Source organism: Chryseobacterium sp. CBTAP 102 (assembly GCF_003201365.1).
Lineage (GTDB): Bacteria > Bacteroidota > Bacteroidia > Flavobacteriales > Weeksellaceae > Chryseobacterium > Chryseobacterium candidae.
In genome coordinates this window covers 99,132-123,595 of record NZ_QICX01000015.1, presented here as the reverse complement: position 1 = coordinate 123,595, position 24,464 = coordinate 99,132, and the positions used below count along the sequence as shown (strand labels likewise).

General features: G+C 37.7%; 20 protein-coding genes. 10 read left to right on the top strand and 10 right to left on the bottom strand.

Annotated features, from left to right (window positions below):
* Window positions 1-154 precede the first annotated feature (154 nt).
* Window positions 155-550 carry a VOC family protein gene (locus C8D70_RS18035; protein ID WP_110368227.1) on the bottom strand — a complete coding sequence of 132 codons (396 nt, stop codon included), beginning with the start codon at window positions 548-550 and terminating at the stop codon, window positions 155-157.
* A gap of 90 nt (window positions 551-640) precedes the next feature.
* Window positions 641-1,327 (bottom strand): Crp/Fnr family transcriptional regulator, encoded by a 687-nt coding sequence (locus C8D70_RS18030; protein WP_110368226.1) that lies wholly within the window; start codon window positions 1,325-1,327, stop codon window positions 641-643.
* Between the two features lie 368 nt (window positions 1,328-1,695).
* Between C8D70_RS18030 and C8D70_RS18025 the strand changes: the two genes are divergently transcribed.
* Entirely contained in the window at window positions 1,696-2,421 is a 726-nt protein-coding gene (locus C8D70_RS18025) for a YoaK family protein (protein WP_110368225.1), read from the top strand.
* Window positions 2,422-2,471: 50 nt separating this feature from the next.
* Here C8D70_RS18025 and C8D70_RS18020 read toward each other — a convergent pair whose 3' ends face one another.
* Both C8D70_RS18020 and C8D70_RS18015 read right to left on the bottom strand, forming a co-directional pair.
* Window positions 2,472-3,290 carry a DUF4249 domain-containing protein gene (locus tag C8D70_RS18020; RefSeq protein ID WP_110368224.1) on the bottom strand — a complete coding sequence of 273 codons (819 nt, stop codon included), beginning with the start codon at window positions 3,288-3,290 and terminating at the stop codon, window positions 2,472-2,474.
* Window positions 3,291-3,293: 3 nt separating this feature from the next.
* The gene (locus C8D70_RS18015; protein WP_110368223.1) at window positions 3,294-5,624 is read right to left on the bottom strand and encodes a TonB-dependent receptor; all 2,331 of its coding nucleotides are present in this window, start codon (window positions 5,622-5,624) and stop codon (window positions 3,294-3,296) included.
* 211 nt (window positions 5,625-5,835) lie between these two features.
* On the opposite strand from C8D70_RS18015, the gene C8D70_RS18010 reads away from it, so the two are divergent.
* The 4 genes from C8D70_RS18010 to C8D70_RS17995 all read left to right on the top strand — a co-directional run bounded on the left by C8D70_RS18010 (window position 5,836) and on the right by C8D70_RS17995 (window position 12,417).
* A complete protein-coding gene (locus C8D70_RS18010) occupies window positions 5,836-6,438 on the top strand; it encodes a TlpA family protein disulfide reductase (RefSeq protein WP_110368222.1) in 603 nt (200 codons plus the stop codon).
* A gap of 452 nt (window positions 6,439-6,890) precedes the next feature.
* A complete protein-coding gene (locus C8D70_RS18005) occupies window positions 6,891-7,703 on the top strand; it encodes a hypothetical protein (protein WP_076594377.1) in 813 nt (270 codons plus the stop codon).
* Window positions 7,704-7,885: 182 nt separating this feature from the next.
* A complete protein-coding gene (locus C8D70_RS18000) occupies window positions 7,886-8,674 on the top strand; it encodes an SDR family oxidoreductase (RefSeq protein WP_110368221.1) in 789 nt (262 codons plus the stop codon).
* Between the two features lie 257 nt (window positions 8,675-8,931).
* Complete coding sequence (locus tag C8D70_RS17995; protein ID WP_110368220.1) at window positions 8,932-12,417, top strand: DUF2723 domain-containing protein; 3,486 nt, start codon at window positions 8,932-8,934, stop codon at window positions 12,415-12,417.
* Between the two features lie 393 nt (window positions 12,418-12,810).
* Here C8D70_RS17995 and C8D70_RS17990 read toward each other — a convergent pair whose 3' ends face one another.
* The 6 genes from C8D70_RS17990 to C8D70_RS17965 form a co-directional block, all read right to left on the bottom strand.
* Complete coding sequence (locus C8D70_RS17990; protein ID WP_110368219.1) at window positions 12,811-15,054, bottom strand: nitric-oxide reductase large subunit; 2,244 nt, start codon at window positions 15,052-15,054, stop codon at window positions 12,811-12,813.
* A 12-nt stretch (window positions 15,055-15,066) separates the two neighbouring features.
* Window positions 15,067-15,792 carry an iron-sulfur cluster repair di-iron protein gene (gene ric / locus C8D70_RS17985; RefSeq protein ID WP_110368218.1) on the bottom strand — a complete coding sequence of 242 codons (726 nt, stop codon included), beginning with the start codon at window positions 15,790-15,792 and terminating at the stop codon, window positions 15,067-15,069.
* A 42-nt stretch (window positions 15,793-15,834) separates the two neighbouring features.
* Complete coding sequence (locus C8D70_RS17980; protein WP_110368217.1) at window positions 15,835-16,263, bottom strand: c-type cytochrome; 429 nt, start codon at window positions 16,261-16,263, stop codon at window positions 15,835-15,837.
* A gap of 17 nt (window positions 16,264-16,280) precedes the next feature.
* On the bottom strand, window positions 16,281-16,727 hold the full coding sequence (locus C8D70_RS17975) for a hypothetical protein (protein ID WP_110368216.1): 447 nt from the start codon (window positions 16,725-16,727) through the stop codon (window positions 16,281-16,283).
* 54 nt (window positions 16,728-16,781) lie between these two features.
* Window positions 16,782-17,213: an RrF2 family transcriptional regulator gene (locus tag C8D70_RS17970; RefSeq protein ID WP_076594385.1), complete on the bottom strand. Its 432-nt coding sequence runs from the start codon at window positions 17,211-17,213 to the stop codon at window positions 16,782-16,784.
* Window positions 17,214-17,316: 103 nt separating this feature from the next.
* Window positions 17,317-18,129, bottom strand: a complete 813-nt coding sequence (locus tag C8D70_RS17965) for an AraC family transcriptional regulator (RefSeq protein ID WP_110368215.1) — start codon at window positions 18,127-18,129, stop codon at window positions 17,317-17,319.
* Between the two features lie 132 nt (window positions 18,130-18,261).
* Between C8D70_RS17965 and C8D70_RS17960 the strand changes: the two genes are divergently transcribed.
* From C8D70_RS17960 to C8D70_RS17940, 5 genes are all read left to right on the top strand, one after another.
* Window positions 18,262-19,584 carry a TolC family protein gene (locus C8D70_RS17960; protein WP_110368214.1) on the top strand — a complete coding sequence of 441 codons (1,323 nt, stop codon included), beginning with the start codon at window positions 18,262-18,264 and terminating at the stop codon, window positions 19,582-19,584.
* 4 nt (window positions 19,585-19,588) lie between these two features.
* The gene (locus tag C8D70_RS17955; RefSeq protein WP_110368213.1) at window positions 19,589-20,653 is read left to right on the top strand and encodes an HlyD family secretion protein; all 1,065 of its coding nucleotides are present in this window, start codon (window positions 19,589-19,591) and stop codon (window positions 20,651-20,653) included.
* Window positions 20,646-22,238: a beta-carotene 15,15'-monooxygenase gene (locus C8D70_RS17950; protein ID WP_110368232.1), complete on the top strand. Its 1,593-nt coding sequence runs from the start codon at window positions 20,646-20,648 to the stop codon at window positions 22,236-22,238. Before C8D70_RS17955 ends, C8D70_RS17950 begins: the two co-directional genes overlap by 8 nt.
* Before the next feature lie 216 nt (window positions 22,239-22,454).
* Window positions 22,455-23,429: a GlxA family transcriptional regulator gene (locus C8D70_RS17945; protein ID WP_181416162.1), complete on the top strand. Its 975-nt coding sequence runs from the start codon at window positions 22,455-22,457 to the stop codon at window positions 23,427-23,429.
* Window positions 23,430-23,535: 106 nt separating this feature from the next.
* Entirely contained in the window at window positions 23,536-24,162 is a 627-nt protein-coding gene (locus tag C8D70_RS17940) for a DJ-1/PfpI family protein (protein ID WP_110368211.1), read from the top strand.
* The last annotated feature ends 302 nt before the right edge of the window (window positions 24,163-24,464 follow it).

Genomic DNA, 24,464 nt, shown 5'->3' with positions numbered 1-24,464 from the left:
AATTCCGGAAGTAATAATTTAAGAAGTTCGTGATCGCTTAACATTAGGCAAAGATAAAGCTACTTAACATTCCCCCCAACTTTTGAGACTGATCCAGCTTAGGTGTACTTATTATGTGTAAAGCCTGGCTCTGAAAAACTTAAGTGGTTTAACTTTAGCTGAATTTCTTCACAGCTTCTTCACTCACAGGAGTAAAAAAGTTAATCATATTACTTTCCGGATCACAAAATAGAAGGGATCTGTTTCCCCAAGGCATCGTTGTCGGTTTCTGAATAATTCTGGAAACTTTACTTTTAATCTTTTCATATTCTTCATCAACATTTTTAACCATAAATTCAATAATGGTTGACTTTGAACCTGCGAAATCTGTAAGATCTTCCAAAAACATTTGCATGGTCCGGGTACTTCCGATTGCTATTGTAATGGAATTACCAGAAAGTTCTGCAAAATCTTCTGTATACCATGTGGCCGCTATACCCGTGATCTGTTCATAAAATGCTACTGCTGATTGAATGTCTTTGCTGATAATTCTTAATGAGGTAAGTTTCATAAGGATACTTATTTGTTTAAAATAATTTTAAACAAAAGTAATGAGTGCTTATGACAGTAGATACGATAGATTTTAATCTGAATAACTTTATTAATAAAAATTAGCAATATGAATTAAGCGCTTAAAGTCCGTGATCTGTATTTTCCGTCCTTCGGATCTGATCAGTTTTTCCTGTTTGAAATCATTAATAATGCGGGCTAAAGTTTCTCTTGCGGTTCCTACCATATTGGCAAGATCCACACGGGAAAGAGAAATGAACACTACGGAATCAGGGGCATCATTTGATTTATATTTATCATGAAGAATAAGTAAACTGAGGGCAGCCCTTTCACGGACTGTACGATGAGATAAAACGGCAATAAGGTTCGCCATCACACTGAATTCATGACTCAGAGATTTCAATAACAGCCTTGAAAGCACGGATGACTGGCTCAGAATATCCAGAAAACTTTCTTTTGAAATAAATGAGATGACAGAATTTTCAAGGGTTGAGGTAGTATCCCCATAAGATTCATTACTCAGAATGGCAGAATATCCAAAAAATTCACCGGAGCTGTAAATGTAAATAATCTGCTCCCTTCCGTCATTATCAACTTTGTACTTTTTTATCTTACCCTCATTAAGATAGTAAACACCATTAGGTTTTGTTCCGTCAGTAAATATCGGTTCGTTTTTACGGTAGTTTTTGGTTTTCATAGCTCCTGTAAGCAGCTTCTTATCATATTCAGGAAGTTCATCAAAAAGATACTGATTATTAAAAATAAATTTTGAGATCATAATTTTTTCTATACAGGATATTGAATGTACGTTCAGTTTTTAATTTAAATCACATTTTGGACCGATCCAAATCACAAGATTTTTTTCCTGAACGAATTACTTTTACAAAAGTAATAAAATTGGTGCTGAAATAAGAAACAGAATATTTATTGAGGTCTGTGGATGCCTTTTCAGAGTAATCATTCATTACTGAAAAATAGGATTTTACGTTAAAGGGGAAAGAGTAGATCTATAAAGAACACTGGATAAATATTTAAGCGGACATGTTTTTCACAGTTTGACACTGACATTTCTAATTATTTTTTTTTACTTATTTATTGTATCCAGCTGTTCTTTTTCTAAAGATAAAGCCCTTACAGAAATTTAAAATGTTCAGACACAGGGGAAAAAACAGAACTTATTTTCACAATCTTAAGCTGGCATCAGCACTTTCATTTGTTGCCGGAATCGTGAATATTGTAGGGGTATTATCTGTTCAGGTGCTTACCACCAATATAACAGGGCACTTTGCTTTCTTTTCCGAAGAGATTCTTCTTAATCATTACAGTGAAGCCCTTACTTATCTTATCTTTATTTTATGTTTTCTGGGAGGAGCATTCTGTTCAAGCTTTATGGTCGAATTTTCTTCCGGACGTAAAATGTTCCGTCCGCATTTTATTCCTTTGGTCATCGAAATTCTGATATTAAGTTTTGTGGGAATAGCAGATGATAACACATTGGATATCGTAATATCTCCTAATGCGGCTGCAGGGCTTTTACTTTTTGCAATGGGGGTTCAGAATTCATTGGTAACAAGAGTATCACAATCTGTAGTGAGAACAACTCATCTTACGGGATTATTTACTGATCTGGGAATAGAACTGTCAAAACTTTTTTTTAAGGAAAGGGAAAAGGAAAAGAAACAGCTTAAAAAGAATATCACCTTGAAACTGGTGATTATTGCCTGCTTTTTTTCAGGATGTGTAACAGGTGGTTTGGGTTACAGGATAATCGGCTTAAAGGTACTGGTGGCAACTGCAGGATTACTGCTTTGTGTGATCAGGTATGATAAGCTTCTTTACAGGTATTATGCTATAAAAAGAAAGCTAAGATAAGACAGAGAATAAAAAAGGATATTCCAATGAGCGGAATATCCTCTTAAAATTTATGGAGTGGTCATCTGTTCAATGACCAAAGTTTGTGTATCTGTCGTATGCGCTGAAAAATACCCCAAAGCTCCGTTACTGATGTTACTTGGAGGGTTGGTTGGAGTAGCAGTTCCGCCATTGCCGCCTGAAATCTGAAGCAAAGAGCTGTAGTACGTGAATATATTGTTGTCAATACACTGCATTTCTACATGAATTTTATCTCCTGCTACCACTTCATGATCTCTGCCTTTATTATCGTCATTAGGAAGAATGAGAGGCTGTTGATTGGGTAATCCGTTATTCACATTATCTGAAAAAGTATTCATGTACTTTTTAGTCAGATCATTGATCGTAAAGCTGAAAAGGTATCGGTTTCCCAATGGCATTGGATCTGTAAATAATGGCAGCAGGGTATATGTGGTTTTATCTCCAAATTTGAAAGAACTCTGCTGCAATCCGTCAAAATATACCACTTCAGGCATTTTACTATGAGCGCTATATTGCTTTCCTTCGGACTCTACTTTCAAAGTATAGGTTCTGCCAGGTTCTCCGGAAAAAGCAGTCGTTTGATAGACCCCGTTTCCTACATAGTGAAGGGTTTCAGTTTGTCCCATATCGTCACTTAAAATAACCTGAGCTCCGGTTACAGCCGGATATTGATTAGGTGATGAAAAACTTACGGATTTTGTGATTTTCACTGTATAAGGTCCTGGTTGATTGGTAACATTTCCTTCAATGACAATATTTCCGCTTTGATCATTCAGATCAAGATCGATCTCCTTTTCACAAGAAGTTAATGCAAAAAGGGATACTATGATATAAAATGTATTTTTCATGATTTAGAATTTGAAATTATAAGTGATGTTGGGTACCCAACGGAATAAAGAGGTCTGCATCGCACGGGTTGTTCCGGGACGGTCAGGATTGTCTTCAAAGTTAATTGTATAAGCATTTTCTCTACCATACAGGTTGTAAATACCAAATGTCCATGAACCACGGAATCGTTTATTGGTACTTGGTTCATACGTTGCACTCAGATCCATTCTGTGGTAGGCCGGCATTCTGTCTGCATTTCTATTGCTGTACTGGAATATGGTTTGCCCGTTGAGTTCATATTTTCCTGTTGGGAAGGTAACTGCATTTCCTGTGCTGTAAACAAATAGCCCTGAAAAACTCCATTTTGGATTAAGCTGATAGGTGGCCACAATAGAAAGGTCGTGGGTTTTATCCATCCTGGCGTTATACCATTCGTTATTATTGATTCCGTTGATCTTTCTTTCTGTTTTGGAAAGGGTATAGGAGATCCATCCTGTCAGTTTTCCGCTTTTCTTTTTGGCAATAAGTTCCAGACCGTAAGCTCTTCCTTTTCCGAACAGCAATTCACTTTCTACATCGGCTCCGGTATCAAAACCAATCTGCGCCCCGTTCTTGAAGTCGATTTGATTTTTCATGTCTTTATAGTAGACCTCAGCGTTCAATTCATAATTATTATTGTTGAAATTTCTGCTGTAACCAAGGCTGATCTGATCTGCAATTTCAGGTTTCACCGTATAGCTGCTTCCTATCCACTGATCGGTAGGGTTTCCACTGTTGCTGTTGCTCAATAGGTGAAGATTCTGGGTGTTTCTGGAATAGCCTCCTTTCACACTGCTGACTTCGTTGATACGGTAGTTGGCACTGATACGAGGTTCAATATTCACATAGGTTTTCCCGAATTTTCCTTTCTCTAAGAATTTACTGTCGGTAAGCACACCGTTCTCATAGGTATTGAAGGTATCTCCACCCAATATACTGAACATGGAAAGCCTTGCCCCATAATTAATGGTTAGCTTTTCCGTTGCTTTATAATCATCATTGATGTAAACGGCATTCTCCCATGAATATCTCGGATTTCTTGCAAAACTGCTCACTGTAGTACCGGAAGCACTGCTTGGGGTAAGGGTATGGTAAATAGACTGCAGACCGAAACGTACAGAGTGTTTGTTTCCTGCAAACCAGGTAAAATCCTGCTTAAGATTCCAGTCACGGATTTTTGAATTTAAATCAAATACCGTATCATCATTCTTCAGACTTATTTTATAATCATAATTACTGTAGATAAATGAGGTATTTGAAAATAATTTACTGCTGATAATGCTGTTCCATCTCAAAGTAGCAGTCGTATTTCCCCAGTCTGTATTGAAAGTATCTCCCAATCCCAGTACATCTCTTCCGAAATATCCGGACAGATAAATACGGTTGTTCTCATTAATCTGATAATTGGCTTTCAGGTTGAGATCATAAAAGTATAATTTGTTGTCTTTATAATCTTTGTTGGTTTTAAGAAAAAGATCGGCATACGTTCTTCTTCCTGAAACGATGAATGATGATTTTTCCTTCTGAATAGGACCTTCCACACTCAGTCGGCTGCTGATCAGACCAATTCCTCCATTGACGTTATAGGCTTTATTGTTTCCATCCTTCATTTTAACATCCAATACAGAAGAAAGACGGCCACCGTATTGTGCGGGGCTGTTTCCCTTAATAATGCTGGCATCTTTCAGGGCATCACTGTTGAATGTACTGAAAAATCCAAGAAGATGAGAGGCATTATAAACAGGGGCTTCATCCAGTAAGATCAGGTTTTGGTCTGGAGCACCTCCTCTTACACTAAACCCGCTGCTTCCTTCACCGTTACTTTTGATCCCTGGTAAAAGCTGTATGGTTTTCATCACATCCTTTTCTCCGAATAGAACAGGAAGTTTTTCTATATTTTTGATGCTTAAGGTCTCTGCTCCCATCTGAGCTGAGGTTAAGTTTTTATCCTTTTTAATACCGGTTATCACTACCTCATCAATGGCTTTAGCTGCAGATTCTGATGGAAGCAGGGGAAGATCGAGTTTGATATTCTGATCTACATTAACCTTCTGCTCAAAATCTTGATACCCGGGAGTGGAAATAATAATGGTATAATTTCCTTGAGGTAGGGAAAGAGAATAAAACCCATATTCATTGGCTATAACATTGATGGTGGGATCTTCATTTACTTTTACAGATACTCCGATGAGCAATTCACCGTTTTTTTTGTCTTTCACGGTTCCACTTACGGAATACGTTTGCTGGGCTATTGCCAGGGTACTGAAACAGAGTGCAGCAGTGGCGGCGGTAATTTTTAGAAAGGATGTTTGCATTAGTTTATTTTAAAGTAGTAGATCTCTTGTATATGAATTGATGTTTTGATGATGTACGATTAGTTGGGTGAATAGAGGAATTGTTACACATAACAAATTAATGATGAATTAAATCCATTGGAAAATCAGGTTTCAGGAAATGATAAAACAATCTTTTCAGCCTTTTAACCAAAATATTAACCTTATATTGGCAAAGAATTAAGCTAAATATATGGAAAATCTGAAAATCTGGCTAAAGAAAAATGGCTTCACTGCAATACTGACTGTATTGTTTATTGTTATCCTGATAAATAAAGATGCAAAAGCATGGCTGATGAGACAGGTAGCTTCCACAGGGTTTCTCAATTCAAGCATATCAGAACCAAAAGAAACGCAAAATAATTCAACCAAGATTTCCTATGCCGGATTTATGCTGAGAAATGAGGATGGAAAGATAACAGATATTTCTGCTTTTCAGAATAAAGTGGTTTTCATTAACTTTTGGGCATCATGGTGTCCTCCGTGCCGTGCCGAATTTCCGTCTGTCCAGAAAATGTATGACCATTACAAAAATAATCCGGATATGGTATTTCTTACCGTAAACCTGGATGATAATACCGCTCTTGGAAAATCTTACTTAAAGGAGAAAGGCTTTACGGTTCCTTTTCTTACACCGGCAGGAAATATTCCTGATGTATTGTATAGTGGATCTTTACCAACAACGGTTGTACTGGATAGAAAAGGAGAAATACGCCTGCATCATAAAGGGCTTGCGGATTACAGTAAAGATTCATTTTATAAACAGATTGATGAGCTTCTGCAACAAAAACTTTAGTTGCTTAAGGCGTATTTTTATCTTGTAATAATATTGGATATATTACATTTAACAAATAATTCAAGATAATGGAAAAGAAGAACAGTTAATCCATGGAAAGGCAGGATGATAAAAGCTATTTACTGACTGTAGAAGTTAAAAATATGGAAAGTACTTTATAATGCTCGGGGCAGGCAGCTATTGACCCTGATAGAAAATCCTGTAAAAAGATATTTTTTGATATAAATAGGTTTATAATTGATATTTAAAATATTCAATAAAAACATATTATTTAAATACAATCCACTATTTAACTCATATTTATATTTATTTTTCATTTAAAGGGTTCACTTATTTGTGAGATTTGCTATATTTGATTTAGCGAAAAATAGATTATCATTATTGAATTTTAATGAAATAATCACTTTCATATTTCAGAAAGACATTTAAATATTAACTAAAAAAAAATTATTATGAAACGTAAGCTCGTCTATCTTTTACTTCTTTTGACAAGTAATTTTACTTTTTTTAATGCACAGGTAGGTATAAACACATCGAATCCACAAGGAGTATTTAATATTGATGGTGCAAAGGATAATCCAACTACAGGAATACCATCTGTAGCACAACAAGCCAATGATGTAGCAGTTACTGTTGGAGGAAATATGGGGATAGGAACTACAGCTCCTACCAATAAACTTCATGTAAATGGTTCAAACCCATTGCGTCTTCAGGGAGTTGGAGCCGGAAATAGCAGCACAGATCCATTGTTGGTAGTTGATGCTAATGGAGTTGTAAAGAACATTGGTACGCTGGGAGCTTTATCTATTCCTAGCCCTGCAGTTTTCCGATTAGAAACTTTACAGTCCAACTTTTTGCAGTCACAGGGAGCAGGAGGATCACAGGTAGTACCTATGACTGTTATAAAGAATTCTATTCCGGGGCTTACCTATAATGCAGGCACAAGTACAATAACTTTTCCGGCAGGAACTTATCAGATCACATTTGTGTATGAAGCAATACATAATGCTACAGGATGTACCGTCAGTTCTTATTTTGTAGATTTTCCCCTGAATGCTACAACTTCAAGAATCCACAGTACAGGTTCCCATTCGGAGGGTGCCCTTTCCAATCATGGAGGAACAATCACTTATGCCACTACAGTTCCGGCCAACAGAAACTGGACGATCGCATTGGGAAGAGGGCAGTCAGGTAATTGTTCAGGTGCAGGAATGAGCCTTTCTGCAACCTCCACGCAGGTACTGGTATTCAGAATCGGAGATTAATCTTTTTAATATTCTCTAAAAATGATTATCCAAGAAAGATTCTAATAACACAAATACTAAAGCACTGGTTGATACCGGTGCTTTAGTATATTCAGAAAGCTATTGGTATATTCATTAATCAGTTTTTTTAAAACTAAAGCTTTTCATAACTTTATAGAGATCAATCCGTAATCATTATCAAGATGAATATTCAGCTTTTTTCAAAACATGCTTTAATAGGAGGGGCTACACAGGGAATAGGAGCCGGAATTGCCATTGAACTGGCTAAATGCGGAGCTAATGTGACCGTTATGGCCCGTAGTGAAGCAAAGCTTAAAGATTTCGTTTCTGCACTGCCGGTTATCAGTCCTGATCAGAAACATGGATACCTGGTAGTAGATTTTTCAGATTTTGAAAGTTATAGAAAAATTATAGCTGGATATTTTAATCATCATTCCATAGATATTCTGGTGAACAATACCAATGGTCCCGAACCTGGTTTAGCACTGGATAAAAATAGTGATGATTATCAGACCGCATTTGATCTTCTGTTCAGAACCGTTTGTGAAACAACATTACTGGCTTTACCTCATATGATTCAACAGAAAAACGGGCGTATCATTAATGTTTCTTCTTTATCCGTAAAAGAACCGATTGGAAATCTGGCCTTGTCCAATTCTATCCGTTCTGCAGTGATTGCCTGGGCCAAAACACTTTCCAATGAAATTGCACAACATAATATTACGGTAAATAATGTGTTAACAGGGTATTTCGATACTGAAAGAATTCAAAAACTTGTGGCTCATGAAGCTCAGCAAAGTGGTGCAGGAGCAGAGGAAATAAAAAAGGCGAGGGAAAATAAAATTCCGATGAAAAGATTCGGACAGCCTGAGGAATATGGTCATCTGGTGGCGTTTCTGGCTTCAGAATATTCAAATTATCTTACCGGAACAAGTATTCCTCTGGATGGAGGATTGAATAATACCTATTAAAATTACTCTTTAAGAAGCGAGTAAATTTTCTTAACCACAAAAGGTTTAACTACTTAAGTTTTTTTTAGAGCTACACTTTATACATAATAAGTACACGTAAGCTTTATGAAAATCTTTGATTTCCATCTTATTTGAACTCAAGTGTTTTAAAATTAAGGTTTTTGTGACTTTTGCGGTTTTGTAAAGTTTAAGCAACTTAAAGGTAAATGTAATAAACCCTTTTCCCCAGTTGTCATATACATATTGGAAAATATGATATGAAAAACTGGTCTTTTAAAAACTGGAACACCTTACTGGGATGGTTCCTTTTCGCTGTTGCGCTTATTGCTTATCTTTCAACAATAGAACATTCCCTGAGTTTCTGGGACTGCGGAGAATATATTTCTTCAGCAGTGAAACTGGAGGTAACCCATGCTCCGGGGGCTGCTTTATTTCAGATTATGGGAGCTGTAGCAAGTATTTTTGCATTAGGGAATGCTGAAAATTATTCTATTGTAATCAATGCTATGTCAGCATTGTTCAGTGCATTTACGATCCTCTTTCTGTTCTGGACGATTACCCATTTTGTAAGAAGGCTTTTACATAAAGATGTTGCAGAAATTACAAAACATCAGGAAATCTCAATCCTGTTTGCCGGAGTGATTGGCGCTTTATGCTTTACATTTTCAGATACATTCTGGTTTTCAGCAGTAGAAGGAGAAGTGTATGCGATGGCTTCTATGTTTATTGCATTACTGGTCTGGCTCATCACCAAATGGGAAAATGAATATAAAGCAGCAGACAGCGAGAGATGGATCATTCTTATTTTCTTTATTATTGGGCTTTCCGTAGGAGTGCATATGATGTGCATGCTGGCTATTCCGGCCATATGTCTGGTTTATTATACCCGAAATTATACTTTTTCGTGGAAGAGTTTTATACTGGCCAATCTGATTACGCTGGGAATTCTTGCCTTCGTATTCAAGATCATTTTCCCTTTGATAATGACAATGTTCGGAAAGCTTGAAATTTTCTTTGTAAATGGTTTGGGGCTTCCTTTTCATTCAGGAACAATTGCAGCTTTTGTTCTTATGTCAGCAATCAGTTATCTCCTGATTAAATATGCACGAAAAACCAAAAGAAACGTATACCAGACTATCGTTTTATCTATTGTCTATATGATCATTGGTTTTTCATGCTGGCTGGTAATTCCGATAAGAGCCAATGCCAATCCTCCGATGAACCTTAATGATCCGGATACAGCCATTGGGATGCGAGATTATTATAACAGAGTGCAATACGGTGATTGGCCTACTATTTACGGACAGAATTACACTGCATTTCTAGATAAAAACGGACTGGAAAAAGACGAAGACGGAAGTTATAAAAGAGACATCACCGGAGATATTTACGAAAAAGACGAAAAATCCGGAACTTACAGAAAAACCGGGGAAAGATTCAACTATGTGTTTAATAAATCTCACATAAGCTTCATGCCTAGGATGTTCAATGAAGATAAAGAGGTGACCGCCAATTACATTTCTTTATATGGAGCTCCTGATTTTACTTTTAATTATGATAATGAAGACATTGCGGACAATCCGGAAGCGAAAAGGATTTTTGAAGAACTGAGAGCAAAATATGAAGGAGATTCTATCACGGCAGAAGATTATCTGAAAGTGAAGCCGTATGATCTTATCAAGGTGCAGCGTCCATCCTTCGCTCAGAATATGGAGTATTTTATATCATTTCAGAACGGATATTATTTTGTAAGATATCTGATGTGGAATTTCGCAGGAAGGCAGAATGACTTTCAGGGGCATATGGAGAATACCAATGGAAACTGGATCTCGGGATTTTCTTTTATTGATAATGCTTTGCTTGGTAATCAGGATCATATGCCTGCCCAATTTAAAAATGAAAGTACCGTCAGGTTTTTCTTTTTGCCATTGATTCTTGGGCTGATTGGTTTCTTTTTCCAGCTCAACAGAGATTTCGGAAGATTTTATGCCATGCTTTCGCTGTTTGTTCTTACAAGTATGGGAATTGTTTTCTACACCGGAGTAAAACCATTTGAAGTAAGGGAAAGAGATTATGCCATGGTAGGTTCGTTCTATGCCTTTGCCGTCTGGATAGGTCTTGGAGCGGGAGCATTACTTTGGCTGATTCAGTCTAAGGTTAAATCTAATGCTGCTAATATTGTTCTGGGAGTCATTTTATTAGGAATTCCTTTGATGATGGGATTCCAGAATTATACTTCGCATGACAGAAGTAAGAAGACAGCAGCCCGTGATTACGCCTATTCATTTTTAAGATCGCTGCCGAAAAATGATATTATTTTCATTTATGGTGATAATGATACCTTTCCGGTATGGGCAATTCAGGAAACGGAAAGATTCAGGGATGATGTGAAAACGGTCAACTTTACCCTCCTGGCCACTTCATGGAATATTGATCAGGTGAAAAGAAGAACTTACAATGCAAAAGGAATTCCGGGTGAATTAACGCATGAAGAATATAGAGATGGGGTAAATGAGCAGGTGTATCTGATGAAAAAAGAAGACTGGGAAGGACTTTTCCAAATGCTGAAAGAACAGGGAGCTCCGGAAACTGCTTTTCAGGAATTCAGAAAATATCTGACTCAGGATTCAATGACTCTTAAGGAAGCGTTGAAATTCCTGAAATTACAATCATCCGCAAAAGATGAACTGCTGAAGATGTACTTTGGAGAAAAGCAATATGAAAAATACAATATCCTTCCGGTGAGTAAATTTATCCTTCCCGTCAACAAAGAAAATGCAGTAAAAGCAGGAATTATTAATCAGTCCGATCTTCCGGATACTGTGGATCAGATTATGATCAATTATGAAGCGAATACCCTTTACAAAAGCAATCTGATGATGCTGGATATGCTGGCCAATTTTGATTGGAAAAGGCCTGTCAATTTCTCTACAGGCGGGATGTACGACAGTGAAAATATCTTTTATCTGGATGAATATCTTCAGTTTGATGGTTTCAGTTACAGACTGGTTCCTATTCATACCCCTCAGAGTCCGGATGGAGACAAAGGAAGAGTAGATGCCAATTCTCTTTATCAGGTGGTGAAAAACTTCAGATGGGGAAATTTTAAAGATCTGAGTATTTATTATGATGAAACAACTACGTCAAATATTTTGGGTTACAGAATGTCTGTAAGCAGAGCAGTATCCGCATTGGTTGCAGGCGGGCAGAAAGCTAAAGCATTGGAATTGCTGGATCTTGCCGCAAAAGAAATTCCTGTGGAAAAATACAATGATCCAAGTTCACTAAGTGCGATGGTTACCGGGTATATTGTCGCCGGACAGGAGCAAAAAGGACTTCAGCTGGCAGAAGAGCTCAAAAAAACAATATTTGAAGAATATGATTATTATCAGAATCTTTCTCCCTCATTTAAAGCAGCAGCCAAAAGACAGATGAGGTCTAAACCGATGGAATATGCACTCGTTGTCGCAGCCGTTACAGAAGCTTACAAAACTTTAGGACAAAATGAAAAAGCCCATGCTTACGTATTAAAATCAATGGAGCCTGTTGATAAGAAATTCAGTATTTTTATAAAAGGACTTGAGCAGATGGGTAAAGAAAAAGCGGGTAAGGAAGCTGAAAATGTACGCCAGATTGCTCCTTTTTATCAGTACTTATTCAATGTCATGGAACCTTTTGATTCCACCTATTCCGGGAAAAAAGAAATTGAAATCACGAATGCGATGATGAAAGCAACACAGTAAAACTTAAATAAAAGAGGCAGTCTCAAAAGTGTCATTCTGAACGAAATGAAATGTAGTGAAGAATCTCATATATTTGTTTATCAAGGAGATTCTTCCTTCGTCAGAATGACAAAAGTCAGATTGTTTGACTTTTGAGACAGCCTCTTTTTAATGTAAATCAGAATGAATTAATAGAATCTCATTTTATCAACGCAAAGAATTAAATACTTGATTCTATATATTGAGGGAGCAAAAGGGTTTGATCAATTTCATTGATCATTTTTAAGCGAATGTATTACCAGAAAGCTTAATCTGCGAGAAGTTCGCTCATCTTTGATCTCTTAAAATTATAAGAATTGCAGATGAAACTTTACGTTTATTAAAATAAGTTTAATCAGATTTGAATCATTCATCCTAACGTTTTTCTTTCAGCGACCAGCCGAATTTCAATCCAATGATAAAAATAACCAAAAGCAATTCACCAGCGGCCAGTAAAATATCTCCGGGCACACGCATCCATCTCAGAAAATGCATGATATCTGTTTGCATAAATTCTGCAGAGCGTGCATACCAGTAACCTTCTTTTATAGAGGCTACAGACTGCATAATTCCTATGGGAAGAAGACTTATGCTTACCATCACCAGCAATCCTAAGTTGATCATCAAGAACGCCCAGCCTATTAATTTATCATTCCACTGGTGGTCAGGATAAAGCCCGCGCAAAACAAACATCATTAATCCGATTCCCAGAATTCCATAAACTCCGAATAAAGCTGCATGCCCATGTACAGCTGTAGTATTCAGCCCCTGGATATAATACAATGCAATAGGAGGATTGATGGCAAATCCGAAGATTCCGGCACCAAGGAAATTCCAGAAACACATGGCAATAAAGCAGTAGATAGGCCATTTGTACGCCTGAATCCATGGGGTAGATTTACTCAGTTGGTAATTCTGATACGCTTCATAGCCTATTAAAACAAGCGGAACAATTTCTAATGCACTGAAAGTTGCTCCTAAAGCAAGTACAGCGGTAGGCGTAGCACTGAAATACAGATGGTGGAATGTCCCCAGAATACCTCCGCCAAGAAAAATAATGGTAGAAAATAACACTGCATTCGTAGCAGATTTCAATCTTAACAATCCCAGCCTTGTAAATAAAAAGGCTGCCACTACCGTTGCAAAAACTTCAAAAAATCCTTCTACCCAAAGATGAACTACCCACCATCTCCAATATTCTGCAATGGCCATATGGGTTTGTCTTCCATACATTAATCCAGCTCCGTAAAATAACGCAATAGCTACAGATGAAAGGGTAAACAGGATCAGCAAATGACGGTCTCCATCTTTACGTTTCAAAGCCGGAAGCAATGCTCTGACCATTAAAATCAACCAAAGAATAAGCCCGATGAGCAGTAAGATCTGCCACACTCTTCCCAGCTCCACATATTCATATCCCTGATGCCCCCAAAGAAAATTATCAACCAGACCAAGCTTCTGCATCACACCAAGCCATTGTCCGGTTAATGATCCCAGGACAACAATCAGTAAGGCTCCGAATAATATATTTACTCCCAGTTTCTGATATTTCGGTTCATGCCCTGAAACTGCGGGAGCTATATAAAGTCCTGTGGCCAGCCATGAGGTGGCAATCCAGAATATTGCAAGTTGTACGTGCCAGCTTCTGGAAACCGACTGTGGTAAAAACTGGTCCAGAGGGATTCCATAAAATCCGCTTCCTTCCACACCATAATGGGCAGTTACTACTCCGGCAAGCATTTGAACAAGGATCAGCAGTGCAACGACCCAAATATATTTCAAAGTGGCTTTCATAGAAGGAGTAGGCTTCATATTTCGTAAAGGATCTTCGTGTGGAAATGCCCCGCTGATCTCTTCCTCTTTGTTTCGGGCATGGTAAAATACCAGGAGACCTACACAACCCAGTAAAAGCAATATACTGAATCCCGACCATAAATGCAGAGAAGGAGGAGGAACGTTTCCCACCGATTCATCATGCGGCCAGTTATTGGTATAGGTCACATCATCTCCAGGTCTTTCCGTAATGCATACCCATGTACTCCATGCAAAGAAGGCATTCATTTTAGCCATTCTTCCGGTATCTTTGATGGTATTCTCAGGAATGGCGTACTGATCCCGAAGTGTTGCCATGGATGCATCATTCATGAATAATTTTGAATAATGCTGTGAAAGCTGTTTCTGCACTTCAGCCCGTTCCGGAGAGAAAACAATTTCATTTTTACTTTCGTTAAAAGTATTGGTACGAAGTTCTTTTTTCAGCAGTACCTGATATTTAGCCTGTTCATCATCAGGAAGGTCTTTGTAAACTTTACCTTCCTTTTTAGCCAGCTCATCAAGCAGCAGAAGAGATTCCCTGTGAAGATAATCAGCTGTCCAGTCCGGTGCAATATAGGCACCATGTCCCCATATACTTCCTACTGTTTGTCCGCCAATAGACTGCCAGACATTCTGTCCGTCTTTAATATCCTGTGCTGTTGCAATCACCGTTCCGTCTGTGCTGACTACTTTCTCCGGAATGGGTGGGATTTTCCTGTAAATTTCAGTCCCATAGAAGATAAGAACAGCAAACGAGGCAGCCATTACTACAGCAAGCCATATCCAAAGTTTTTTAGGTGTCATTTTGTATTCTTTTTAAGATTCTACGGCAGATTCTTTCTCCAGTCGGATCGCTTTTGGGAAAAGAATGTTATTCTCAAGATGAATGTGTTGATGCAAATCATTTTCAAAATCCTGAAGCATGGCAAAAGCTACTTTGTAAGTATTGCAGGCATCTGCAGGGGGAAGGTATTCATTTGTAATTTCTGCGATCCTTCTGAAACGGTCACCTTCTACGGTATGTTCATGTTCCATCATATGAACAGGATTTTCTACGGTTCCAAAATGAGGCTTTGGAAGAGGACTTCCGGATATTTTAGCCTTCACCATATTTTTTACAAACGGGAACAGAATAAGTTCTTCTTTTTTCATGTGAGCAGCCAGATCATGTGCTGATTCATTAAATAAAGAATTGATTTCAAACAGTTCAGGATGTCTTCCTCCGTGCACTTTACACAGTTTATCAAGGAATGCCTGCAAAACAGGAGTTTTTTCTTCTACATAACGGTGATGGGTTTTCTCAATATAATCTGTCAGAAGATCCAGAGGCCAGCTGTTGAAGTCGATTGAAAAACTTTCATTTTTTGGAAGCGCATCCAGTTCTTCATAAATTTTTTCAGGAGCAAGTTTCTTATGGCTGCATGCTTCTTCAATGGTTCTTCCGCCTTTACAGCAGAAATCAATACCGTGTCTTTTAAAAATTGCGGCTGTTCTGAAATCTTCAGCAACCATATTGCCTATAAAGTCTGTTCTTGTATTCATAATATAATACTTTTTTGTCTTTTATTGTTTTAAAGTTTTTTTTTACTTTTTAAGGGATAAAATATATTTTACCATCTGCCGGGCATTCTCCTTACTTAATCCTGTATGAGGAGTCATGGGGATTTCGCCCCAATTGCCTTTGCCACCGTCAATGATTTTCTGTGCCAGCATATCAAGATCAGCATCCGAATATTTTGCTGCAACTTCCTGGTAAGAGGGACCTATTAATTTTGAATCTATTGTATGACAGGTAAGACAATCTGTTCCTTCAATTAATTTCAATCCTTCATGTTTCGGTGTATTTGAGGAGGAGGAAATTTCAGGAGGTGTTTCTACTGTCTGTGGTTGGATAACCTGTTGTTCAGAATAAGGTTCAGCCTGTGGAATGGGAGTCGTTTCCGGTTTGGAACAGGAAAATAATAATGTAGTTAAAGTCAATGCAATAATGGTATTTTGAACAGATGTTTTCATGATAAATAGTTTTATTATTAAACTGTATTTCTTTTGAATTGTAAAATGATGGCTGTTATGAACATTAGTGCTTTTGCTGTTTCGGAATAAATAAAATAGTCATGTAATGGAGTAGGAGTTAATGTTTTTCCTGATGAAAGTAAGTCCACACGAGAATCCAATACAGGCAGCATCCAGAACTGTTCTAAGGCAAGTAATAAAAATATAACAGCCAGAATGATAAAATCAGTTTTCGTATAGTTTTTCCAACTGACGGACATCAATATCAGTATTACAATAAGAAATCCCCATTGTATTTTTGAAGAGAGTCCAAACATGAGTTTTCCTAATCCTAATGCCGCCGGAAGGGTAATTCCCGGAACCTGAAACTTCAATGGCGTCTCCAGAAAACTGATGGCTGTAAACATTCCGGTCATCAGACAGAGCAACATTAACACGAAGGGATTTTTGAGAGATAATTTCATTCTGATTTATTTAATATTAAAAGATCTTTTTGTCTTTTATTTGTTTAAATTTTTTTAAGCCTTCAAATGAGTAAGCTGCAAGTCCAGATTATCGACAAACATCTGAATTTTTGAGGTTTCAAGCATGATTCGAAGATCCTGTCGGATACTTTTGAACTGATCATGAAGCGGGCACGGATGCGTTTCTGAACACTGATCAAGTCCAAGTCCGCAACCCGTAAAAAGCTTATCTCCATCAATTTCTCTGACAATATCAGCAATGGAAGTGTTCAGGTTTTTATGATCCATATAGAAACCTCCGTTCGGACCTTTGGCAGATTGTACAAATCCTTTTCTGCTCAGATCCTGCAAAATTTTAGCAATAAAATGCTCCGGCGAATGGATGCTTTTTGAAATGTCCTTAATCCCGACCCTGCTGTCATTTTTAGACTGCTGGGCTATATAGATTAAGGCTCTTAAAGCATATTCACAGGTTTTTGAAAACATTTTACTGAGTTTTATGGAACAAATATAAAAAGATATTTTTGATAAAAGATAAAATAGTCTTTTATTTTTTTCCTAAATCTGATGAAGATCATCTGTAAGCCAATTATCCCATCATATTTTGGGTCGCTTTATTACTCTTTCTAAGATCTGAAGGTCTCGACTGGGTAAATTCATGAAAGGTATCGCTGAAGGCGCTGATGGAACTGTAGCCCACATCATCGGCAATTTCATTGATGGGTTTGTCTGTATTTAAAAGCACTTCAATGGCTTTGATGATTCTTAATGTTTTTAAATACTGGAGGAATGAAATATCCATATCCGCCTTGAAAAGGCGTGACAGGGAACGTTCACTCAAACCAAATCTGCTGCTGACATTGGACAGTGTCAATTTTTCCCCGATATTCCGTTCCAGATAAGATACAATTTTCATCATCTGTTTGTTGTGGGTGGCAGGAAGAATAATAGGCAAGGGCTGTTGATGGGTTTTAGGAAGGATTTTTTTTAGAGCCACTAAAAATTCGAAGTTTTCATCTTTTAGTGTTACGTGTTTTTCATCCCAGATTTCAGAATATTTGATCATCTGGATCAGGAGTTCTGATGCCGGATAAATGCCCAGTCTGCTGTAGAAAGGATCTGAAATATCATCATGAGCATAGAAATAAAGAGAACGCAGAACAGTGGCGGTATATCCGATTTCTAAAATATGCTCCATTCCCTGCGGAATCCAGAAGAAATGTCTTGCCGGAACCACATAGGTCTTGTTGTCAATCGTAATATAGGCGATGCCTCCTTCTACATAACTCAGCTGCCCTTTCGTATGTTTGTGAAAAGGAATCAGTTTTTCTGATTTTTCATGCATAACAAATACACTTTTATCGTCTTTATCAATGTCTGGAAGTGCAGCAATTAATCCCATAAAAAAGTTTAAAATCCCAAAGAATATACAAATATAATTATTTGGCCGGAATCATGTAAAAGTTGACTATTTTAGATAAATAAAATTTCCGGATTGCCAATAAATTTGCAGTGCAATAATTCAAAAATTCAAATGAAAATTTATGTCGCCGGATTGCTGATGTTGGGGATTTCCTCCACTATATCAGCTCAGACCGGCAGTCCAGCAAAGGATACCATACGAATCTCCTTAAAAGATGCATGGCAGAGAGCGGAAGAAAACAGCCGTCATATCAGAATCAATACCATCAACGCAGACATTGCCGAAGCCGAAGTAAAAGATGCCAAAAGAGAGCGCCTTCCGGAAATAGAAGTTAAAGGCTCTGCAGAAAAGGCTTCCAACATTCCCATCTATGAGAACGGAATTTTTTCCAAGCCAACACAGCATGAAGTAATTCATACGCTTTACAGAGCCGGAGCAGATTTTTACCTGAACATTTATAACGGAAATAAGCTGAATCTTAAGATTAAGGAAAATCAGACGCTTCAGAAAATTAAGGATATTCAGAAAGAAAAATCAGTTTCTGATATTCATTACAAAACTGCAGCGCTTTATCTTGAACTCCAGAAAACTTTGATTTTCAGAGATCTTATCAAACAGGATATCACTGATCAGAAGACACAGCTTAAAGAGATACAGGCTCTTTATAAAAATGGAGTGGTATTAAAAAGTGATGTTTTAAGGATTGAACTGGAACTTTCCAAAAGAAAAATGGCGCTGGTGACCATAGAAAATGATATTCTTATCGCGATGCAGAAACTGAATATTATTTTGGGTATTCCCGATGAGCAGATTGTTATTCCTGAAGCCCCGTTTAATCAGTGGAATGAGAGTACAACTTATAATGAGTTTCTGAAACTGGCATTGGATCATTCTTTTGATTATCATGTTTCTGAACAGCAGACAGCGCTGAGTATGATCAGACTGAAACAGGTAAAAGCGAATATAAGACCTAAAATCGGGATGTATGGTGAATTTTATTACGCCAATCCACAGATTTTTCTGTATCCCTATAATCCTTATTGGTATTCATTGGGAATCGTTGGAATTAAAGCTTCATTTTCGATCTCTTCTCTTTACCATAATACTCATAAAGTAAAAGCTGCTCAGCTGGAGTTTGAAAAGGAAGAGGAAGTACACAAGGATACGGAAGATAAGGTAAGACAACAGGTGAAAGAAGCTTATCTGCGTTACCAGGAAGCTTTAGAACAGATAAAAGTTGCAGAAGCCAATGTCGCTCAGGCAAAGGAAAATGCACGTATTATCAAAAATACATACTTCAGTCAGACTTCTCTTATTACAGAACTGCTGGATGCAGATATACAGTTGCTTCAGACAAAATTTGAACTGGAAGCCGCCAAAATTATGGCACAAAACAATTATTATTTACTACAAAACATTACAGGCGTTTTATAATATCATGAAAAAAAAATATACTCCCACCGATAGAATGATCACGAAGATCACAGGATGGATTTCAGTTGTAATTGTTGCTGCACTTGCTGTCTGGGGCGGTTTTACCTTAAAAAATTATTATGCGTATGAGCAAACCAATGATGCACAGGTTCAGGAATATGTTAACCCCGTTATTTCAAGAGCCGGAGGATTTATTGTTGCTGTAAAGTTTGAGGAGAATCAGGAAGTTAAAAAAGGAGATACTCTTTTAATCATTGATAACCGTGAATATGTACTTCAGGAAAAACAGACTCAGGCAGCCATTCAGAAAGCCCGTGCTCAACTGAGAGTATTGGAAAGTACTACTGGCACTACAGAAAAGGAAGCAGCAGCAGCAATGGCTCAGGTAGATGCCAATAAAGCAAAGGTGTGGAAACAACAGCTTGATTATAACCGGTATAAAAAGCTGTATGATGAAGAATCTGCCACGAAACAGCGGCTTGAAGATGTGAAAGCAACACTGGATGTCAATGAAAGCGATTATAAATCTTCACAGGATAATTACGCGGCTTCAATATCTAAGATTAATGATATACGGGCAGAAAAAACAGTTGTTTTAGCAGAAATTGCAAGACTGGAAGCGTTGCTGGACCGTCATAAGCTGGATGTAAGTTATACAGCTGTCACCGCGGCTTATGACGGAAGAATGGGAAGAAGAACTGTAGAAGTTGGGCAGATGATTGATGCCGGAGAGACACTGGCTTTTATTGTCAATAATGAAACTGATAAATGGGTGGTAGCCAATTATAAAGAAACGCAGATCAGGGATATGCATATCGGAGATCATGTGAAAATTGTTGCGGATTCTTATCCTGACAGGGAATTTAAAGGAACAATCATCTCGCTTTCCCCGGCAACAGGTTCAAGTTTTTCACTGCTTCCACCGGATAACTCCACTGGAAATTACGTGAAAATTGTACAGCGTATTCCTGTAAGAATCAGAGTGGATGGGCAAAGAAGTCAGATTGATGTTCTGAAAGTGGGAATGAATGTGAATGTATACGCCAATAAAAAGCATTCCAATGGTTAAAAGAAAAATGCCCTATTTCAAAAAATGGGCTCCTGAATGGCTGGTGAAGATTATTCTTTTTTCAATGACGCTTCCGGGAATCATTATCTTTTTTCTGCCGTTGTCTAATGTAAATGCCGCTGCCGGATATTATGGATGTGAACCGGCAGATATCCAGTTTTCAGTAGCGTTGTTTTATGCTGGTTATGTAGGGTTTTACAGTCTGGAAAGAAGATTTTTCAGTTTTCTCGCCGCAAAAGAATATTTTCTTCTTTTTACTACCCTGCAGATTCTGGCTTGTCTCATTTGTTATTTCACGCGGGAGGTCTATATTTTATTTCCGGTTCGTTTCATACAGGGAATGTTATTCGCAGGAAATGTAAACCTTTCACTAACCCTTATTTTTACACGACTGAGCAGCGAAAGAGGCCGGGAAATCAGTTTTTCAGTATTTTTTGGAATCTTAATTTGTGCTTTGCCGTTTAATAATCTTATAACCGCAGATCTCATTGATTCCTATAATTTTAATATCGTTTATAAAACAGCCATCTTCTCCTATCTTCCGGGACTTATTTTCCTGACTTTAGCCATGAGCCATTACAGAACCCATGCAAGATTTCATCTGTATAAACTGGACTGGCAGAGTTTTGGGCTATTCAGTGCCTTATTGGTATTAATCGGGTATATAACTATTTTTGGACAGGAATATTATTGGCTGGAAGATAACCGGATTCTGGGAAGTGTGGTCGGAATTATGGTTTTGGCGGCGATATCAATAGTTCGCCAGCAGGCGATTAAAAGGCCTTATATTGATCTGCAGGTTTTCAGATACAGGAACTTCAAAGTAGGTCTGCTTATCCTTTTTGTGATGTATATCTGCCGGTTTGCTTCAGGAATTGTCAACACTTATTTTGCATCAGAACTGCATCTGGATCCGTTTCATATTTCTTATATTAATATTTTTAACCTTGCAGGATTGGTGGTTGGGGTAATTATTGCCTGCTGTATGGTTTTACAAAAGAAAAATATTCGGTATATCTGGGGACCTGGATTTTTAATGCTGTTGATCTTTCATGGTTTAATGTACTATTCTTTTGATGTTCAGGCTGATGAGTTTAATTACTACATTCCGTTATTTATTCAGGGATTGGGTGTGGGGTTGATTATGGTTCCGACGATTATTTATATTATTTCTTCCGTTCCTGCTGTTATTGGGCCTTCCGCTGCTGCAACAGCATTAGCAATACGATATCTCGGGTTTTGTATCAGCATTGCCCTGATCAATTTTTTTGAACTCTTTGAAAAAAGTCGTCATTACAATGCTTTTCAGGATCATTTAAGTGCTGCAGATCCGGAAGTTAAAAGTTTTCTCCGTCTGCAGACGGCTAAGCTTATTGCAGGAGGAATGCCTGAAGAAAAGGCTGTAAAAGCTGCCAATAATTTATTGGTAGCAAGAATGAATGTTCAGGATCATCTCCGTTTTGCGATGGATTATTATGAAATGATGGTGTGGCTTCTTGCTGCTTCACTGTTATTGATTTTTCTTTTTCCCTATCTCAACCGTACCGCTCTTTATCTGAAATCCCGCAGACTGTCACCTGCATAAGTGAGACAATCATAGTTTAAAAGTATAGCTTGTCAGCTAATTTTATAGTAGAGTGCTGAGACTGTCTGATAGGGCAGTCTCTTTTATTTTGTTCAAAAATGGATGTGCACTTCTGGCCGGAATTGTATGTTTTTTGTCATTGCAGACAAGATCCTTTGTCTCTACATTTGTACTCATACAGAACGAGATATGAAGAAAGAAGGACAACATACAGGAATGAAAAATATAGTACTTCTGGCCTTGCCACAGGTACAGCTGCTTGATATCGCCGGGCCATGGGACGTTTTTACAGCAGCCAACCGTTTTCTGAATATTGATCAAAAAGATATAGGCTATCATGTGTATCTCGTTTCCGGAACTTCAGAGAAGGTTATCTATTCCGGTTCAGGAATGCCATTATCATGCAGCCATACTATTTATGATGTCGATTTTCCTGTAGACACTTTACTTGTAGCAGGGACAACGTTGACTGTACTGGAGGAAATCAGCCACGATCTCTATCATTATCTTCAGAACATAAAATCAGACGTAAGACGTCTGGGATCTGTTTGCGTAGGCGCATTTGTTCTGGCCAAAGCAGGGCTCTTGGATGGTAAGCAGGTGACTACCCACTGGAAATTTGCAGATACACTGCAGAAATCTTATCCCAGGCTGGAAGTGAATGTTAATCCTTTTTTTATTCGGGATAAGCCTATCTATACTTCGGGAGGTGTTTCTTCCGGGATGGATCTTGCGTTGGCTCTTTTGGAAGAGGATTTTGGAAAGCCATTAGCCATAGAAGTTGCCCGTCATCTTGTTCTGCCTTTAAAAAGAGCCGGAATGCAGTCGCAGTTTGGAGATGCGCTGCCGGAATATGAAATAAGGTCTCCTTTTACAAAAGAAGTGCGTGACTTTTTGAAAGATAAGCTGAATGAAGCTGTAACAGTAGAATATATTGCTGAGTCACTGAACATGAGTCCCCGTAATTTTTCCAGAGTATTTCGAAAAGAATCAGGAATGACTCCCGGCCGGTTTCTGGAAAAAATGAGGCTGGATCAGGCTAAAAATATGCTGGAATATACTGAGATGAGTGTTGATATGATTGCCGTTAAATGTGGATTTAGCAACGCCGTTTCGCTTCGCCGGGTATTCCTTAAAAATATTTCCCTTTCTCCGGCGCAATACCGGAAAGGATTTAAAACTACAGAATAATATTTTTTCTCTTAAGGATTTAAAATGAAACCGATCATCTTCAAAGGTCGGTAGGGAAGAACTATGCCTTTATCCAAAAAATAATCATCTTAAAAATATAAAAATTATGAAACAAGACACTAAAACAATGAACGTAGCATTTTTAATTTATGATCAGGTAGAAGCTCTTGACTTAAATGGTCCTTTGGATGTTTTCGTTAAGGCGGATGCTATACATCCCAACTCTTATCATTGCTTTACAGTTGGAAAAACAAAAGAACCGATATATATGGAAGCCAATACGATGGCTGTTATTCCTACCTACGATATCCATACATGTCCTAAGCCGGATATGATTGTGGTTCCCGGAGCAAATCCTGAACACATTACGAAGTATCTTGAGGATAAGGATTTTCAGGAAACCGTTTTACAATGGATTAAAACTCATTATGATAGCGGAACTGTTGTGTTCACAATATGTACAGGAAGTATGCTGCTTTCCGGGACAGGAATCCTTGAAAACCACGATGTTACAACCCATAGCATGCTTTTAGATACTTTAGAACAGTATAATCCGCAGGCAAATGTGATCAGAAATGTTCGTTATGTGGATCAGGAACAGTTGATAACTACTGCTAGAATTACCGCTGGAATTGACGCTGCTCTTTACATGGTTGGAAAACATCATGGTCAGGAAATAATGGATAAGGTTATTCATATTTTTGAATATCAGAATAAGAAATCTGAAAGTTAAGTTTAAAAGAAAAATAGAGAGATTTTAAAATTTTCGTGAATTGTAAAAATTGGTTAAAATTTTATTTTTAATTAAAGAACTGCAGATTCTGAAATTGTCATTAAAAAATAATAAACGTAATTAATTTATAAACAGGTGTTTGACTTTTTTGATGTGAATTTTATTGTAAAAAAGCTTAGAAAAATTTGGATTTAAGAAGTGTTTTCCTATCTTTGCAGTCCCTTAAACAAAGGGATTTACTTAAAAAAGTAAGTGGCCGACTCGGTAGCTCAGCTGGTAGAGCAATACACTTTTAATGTATG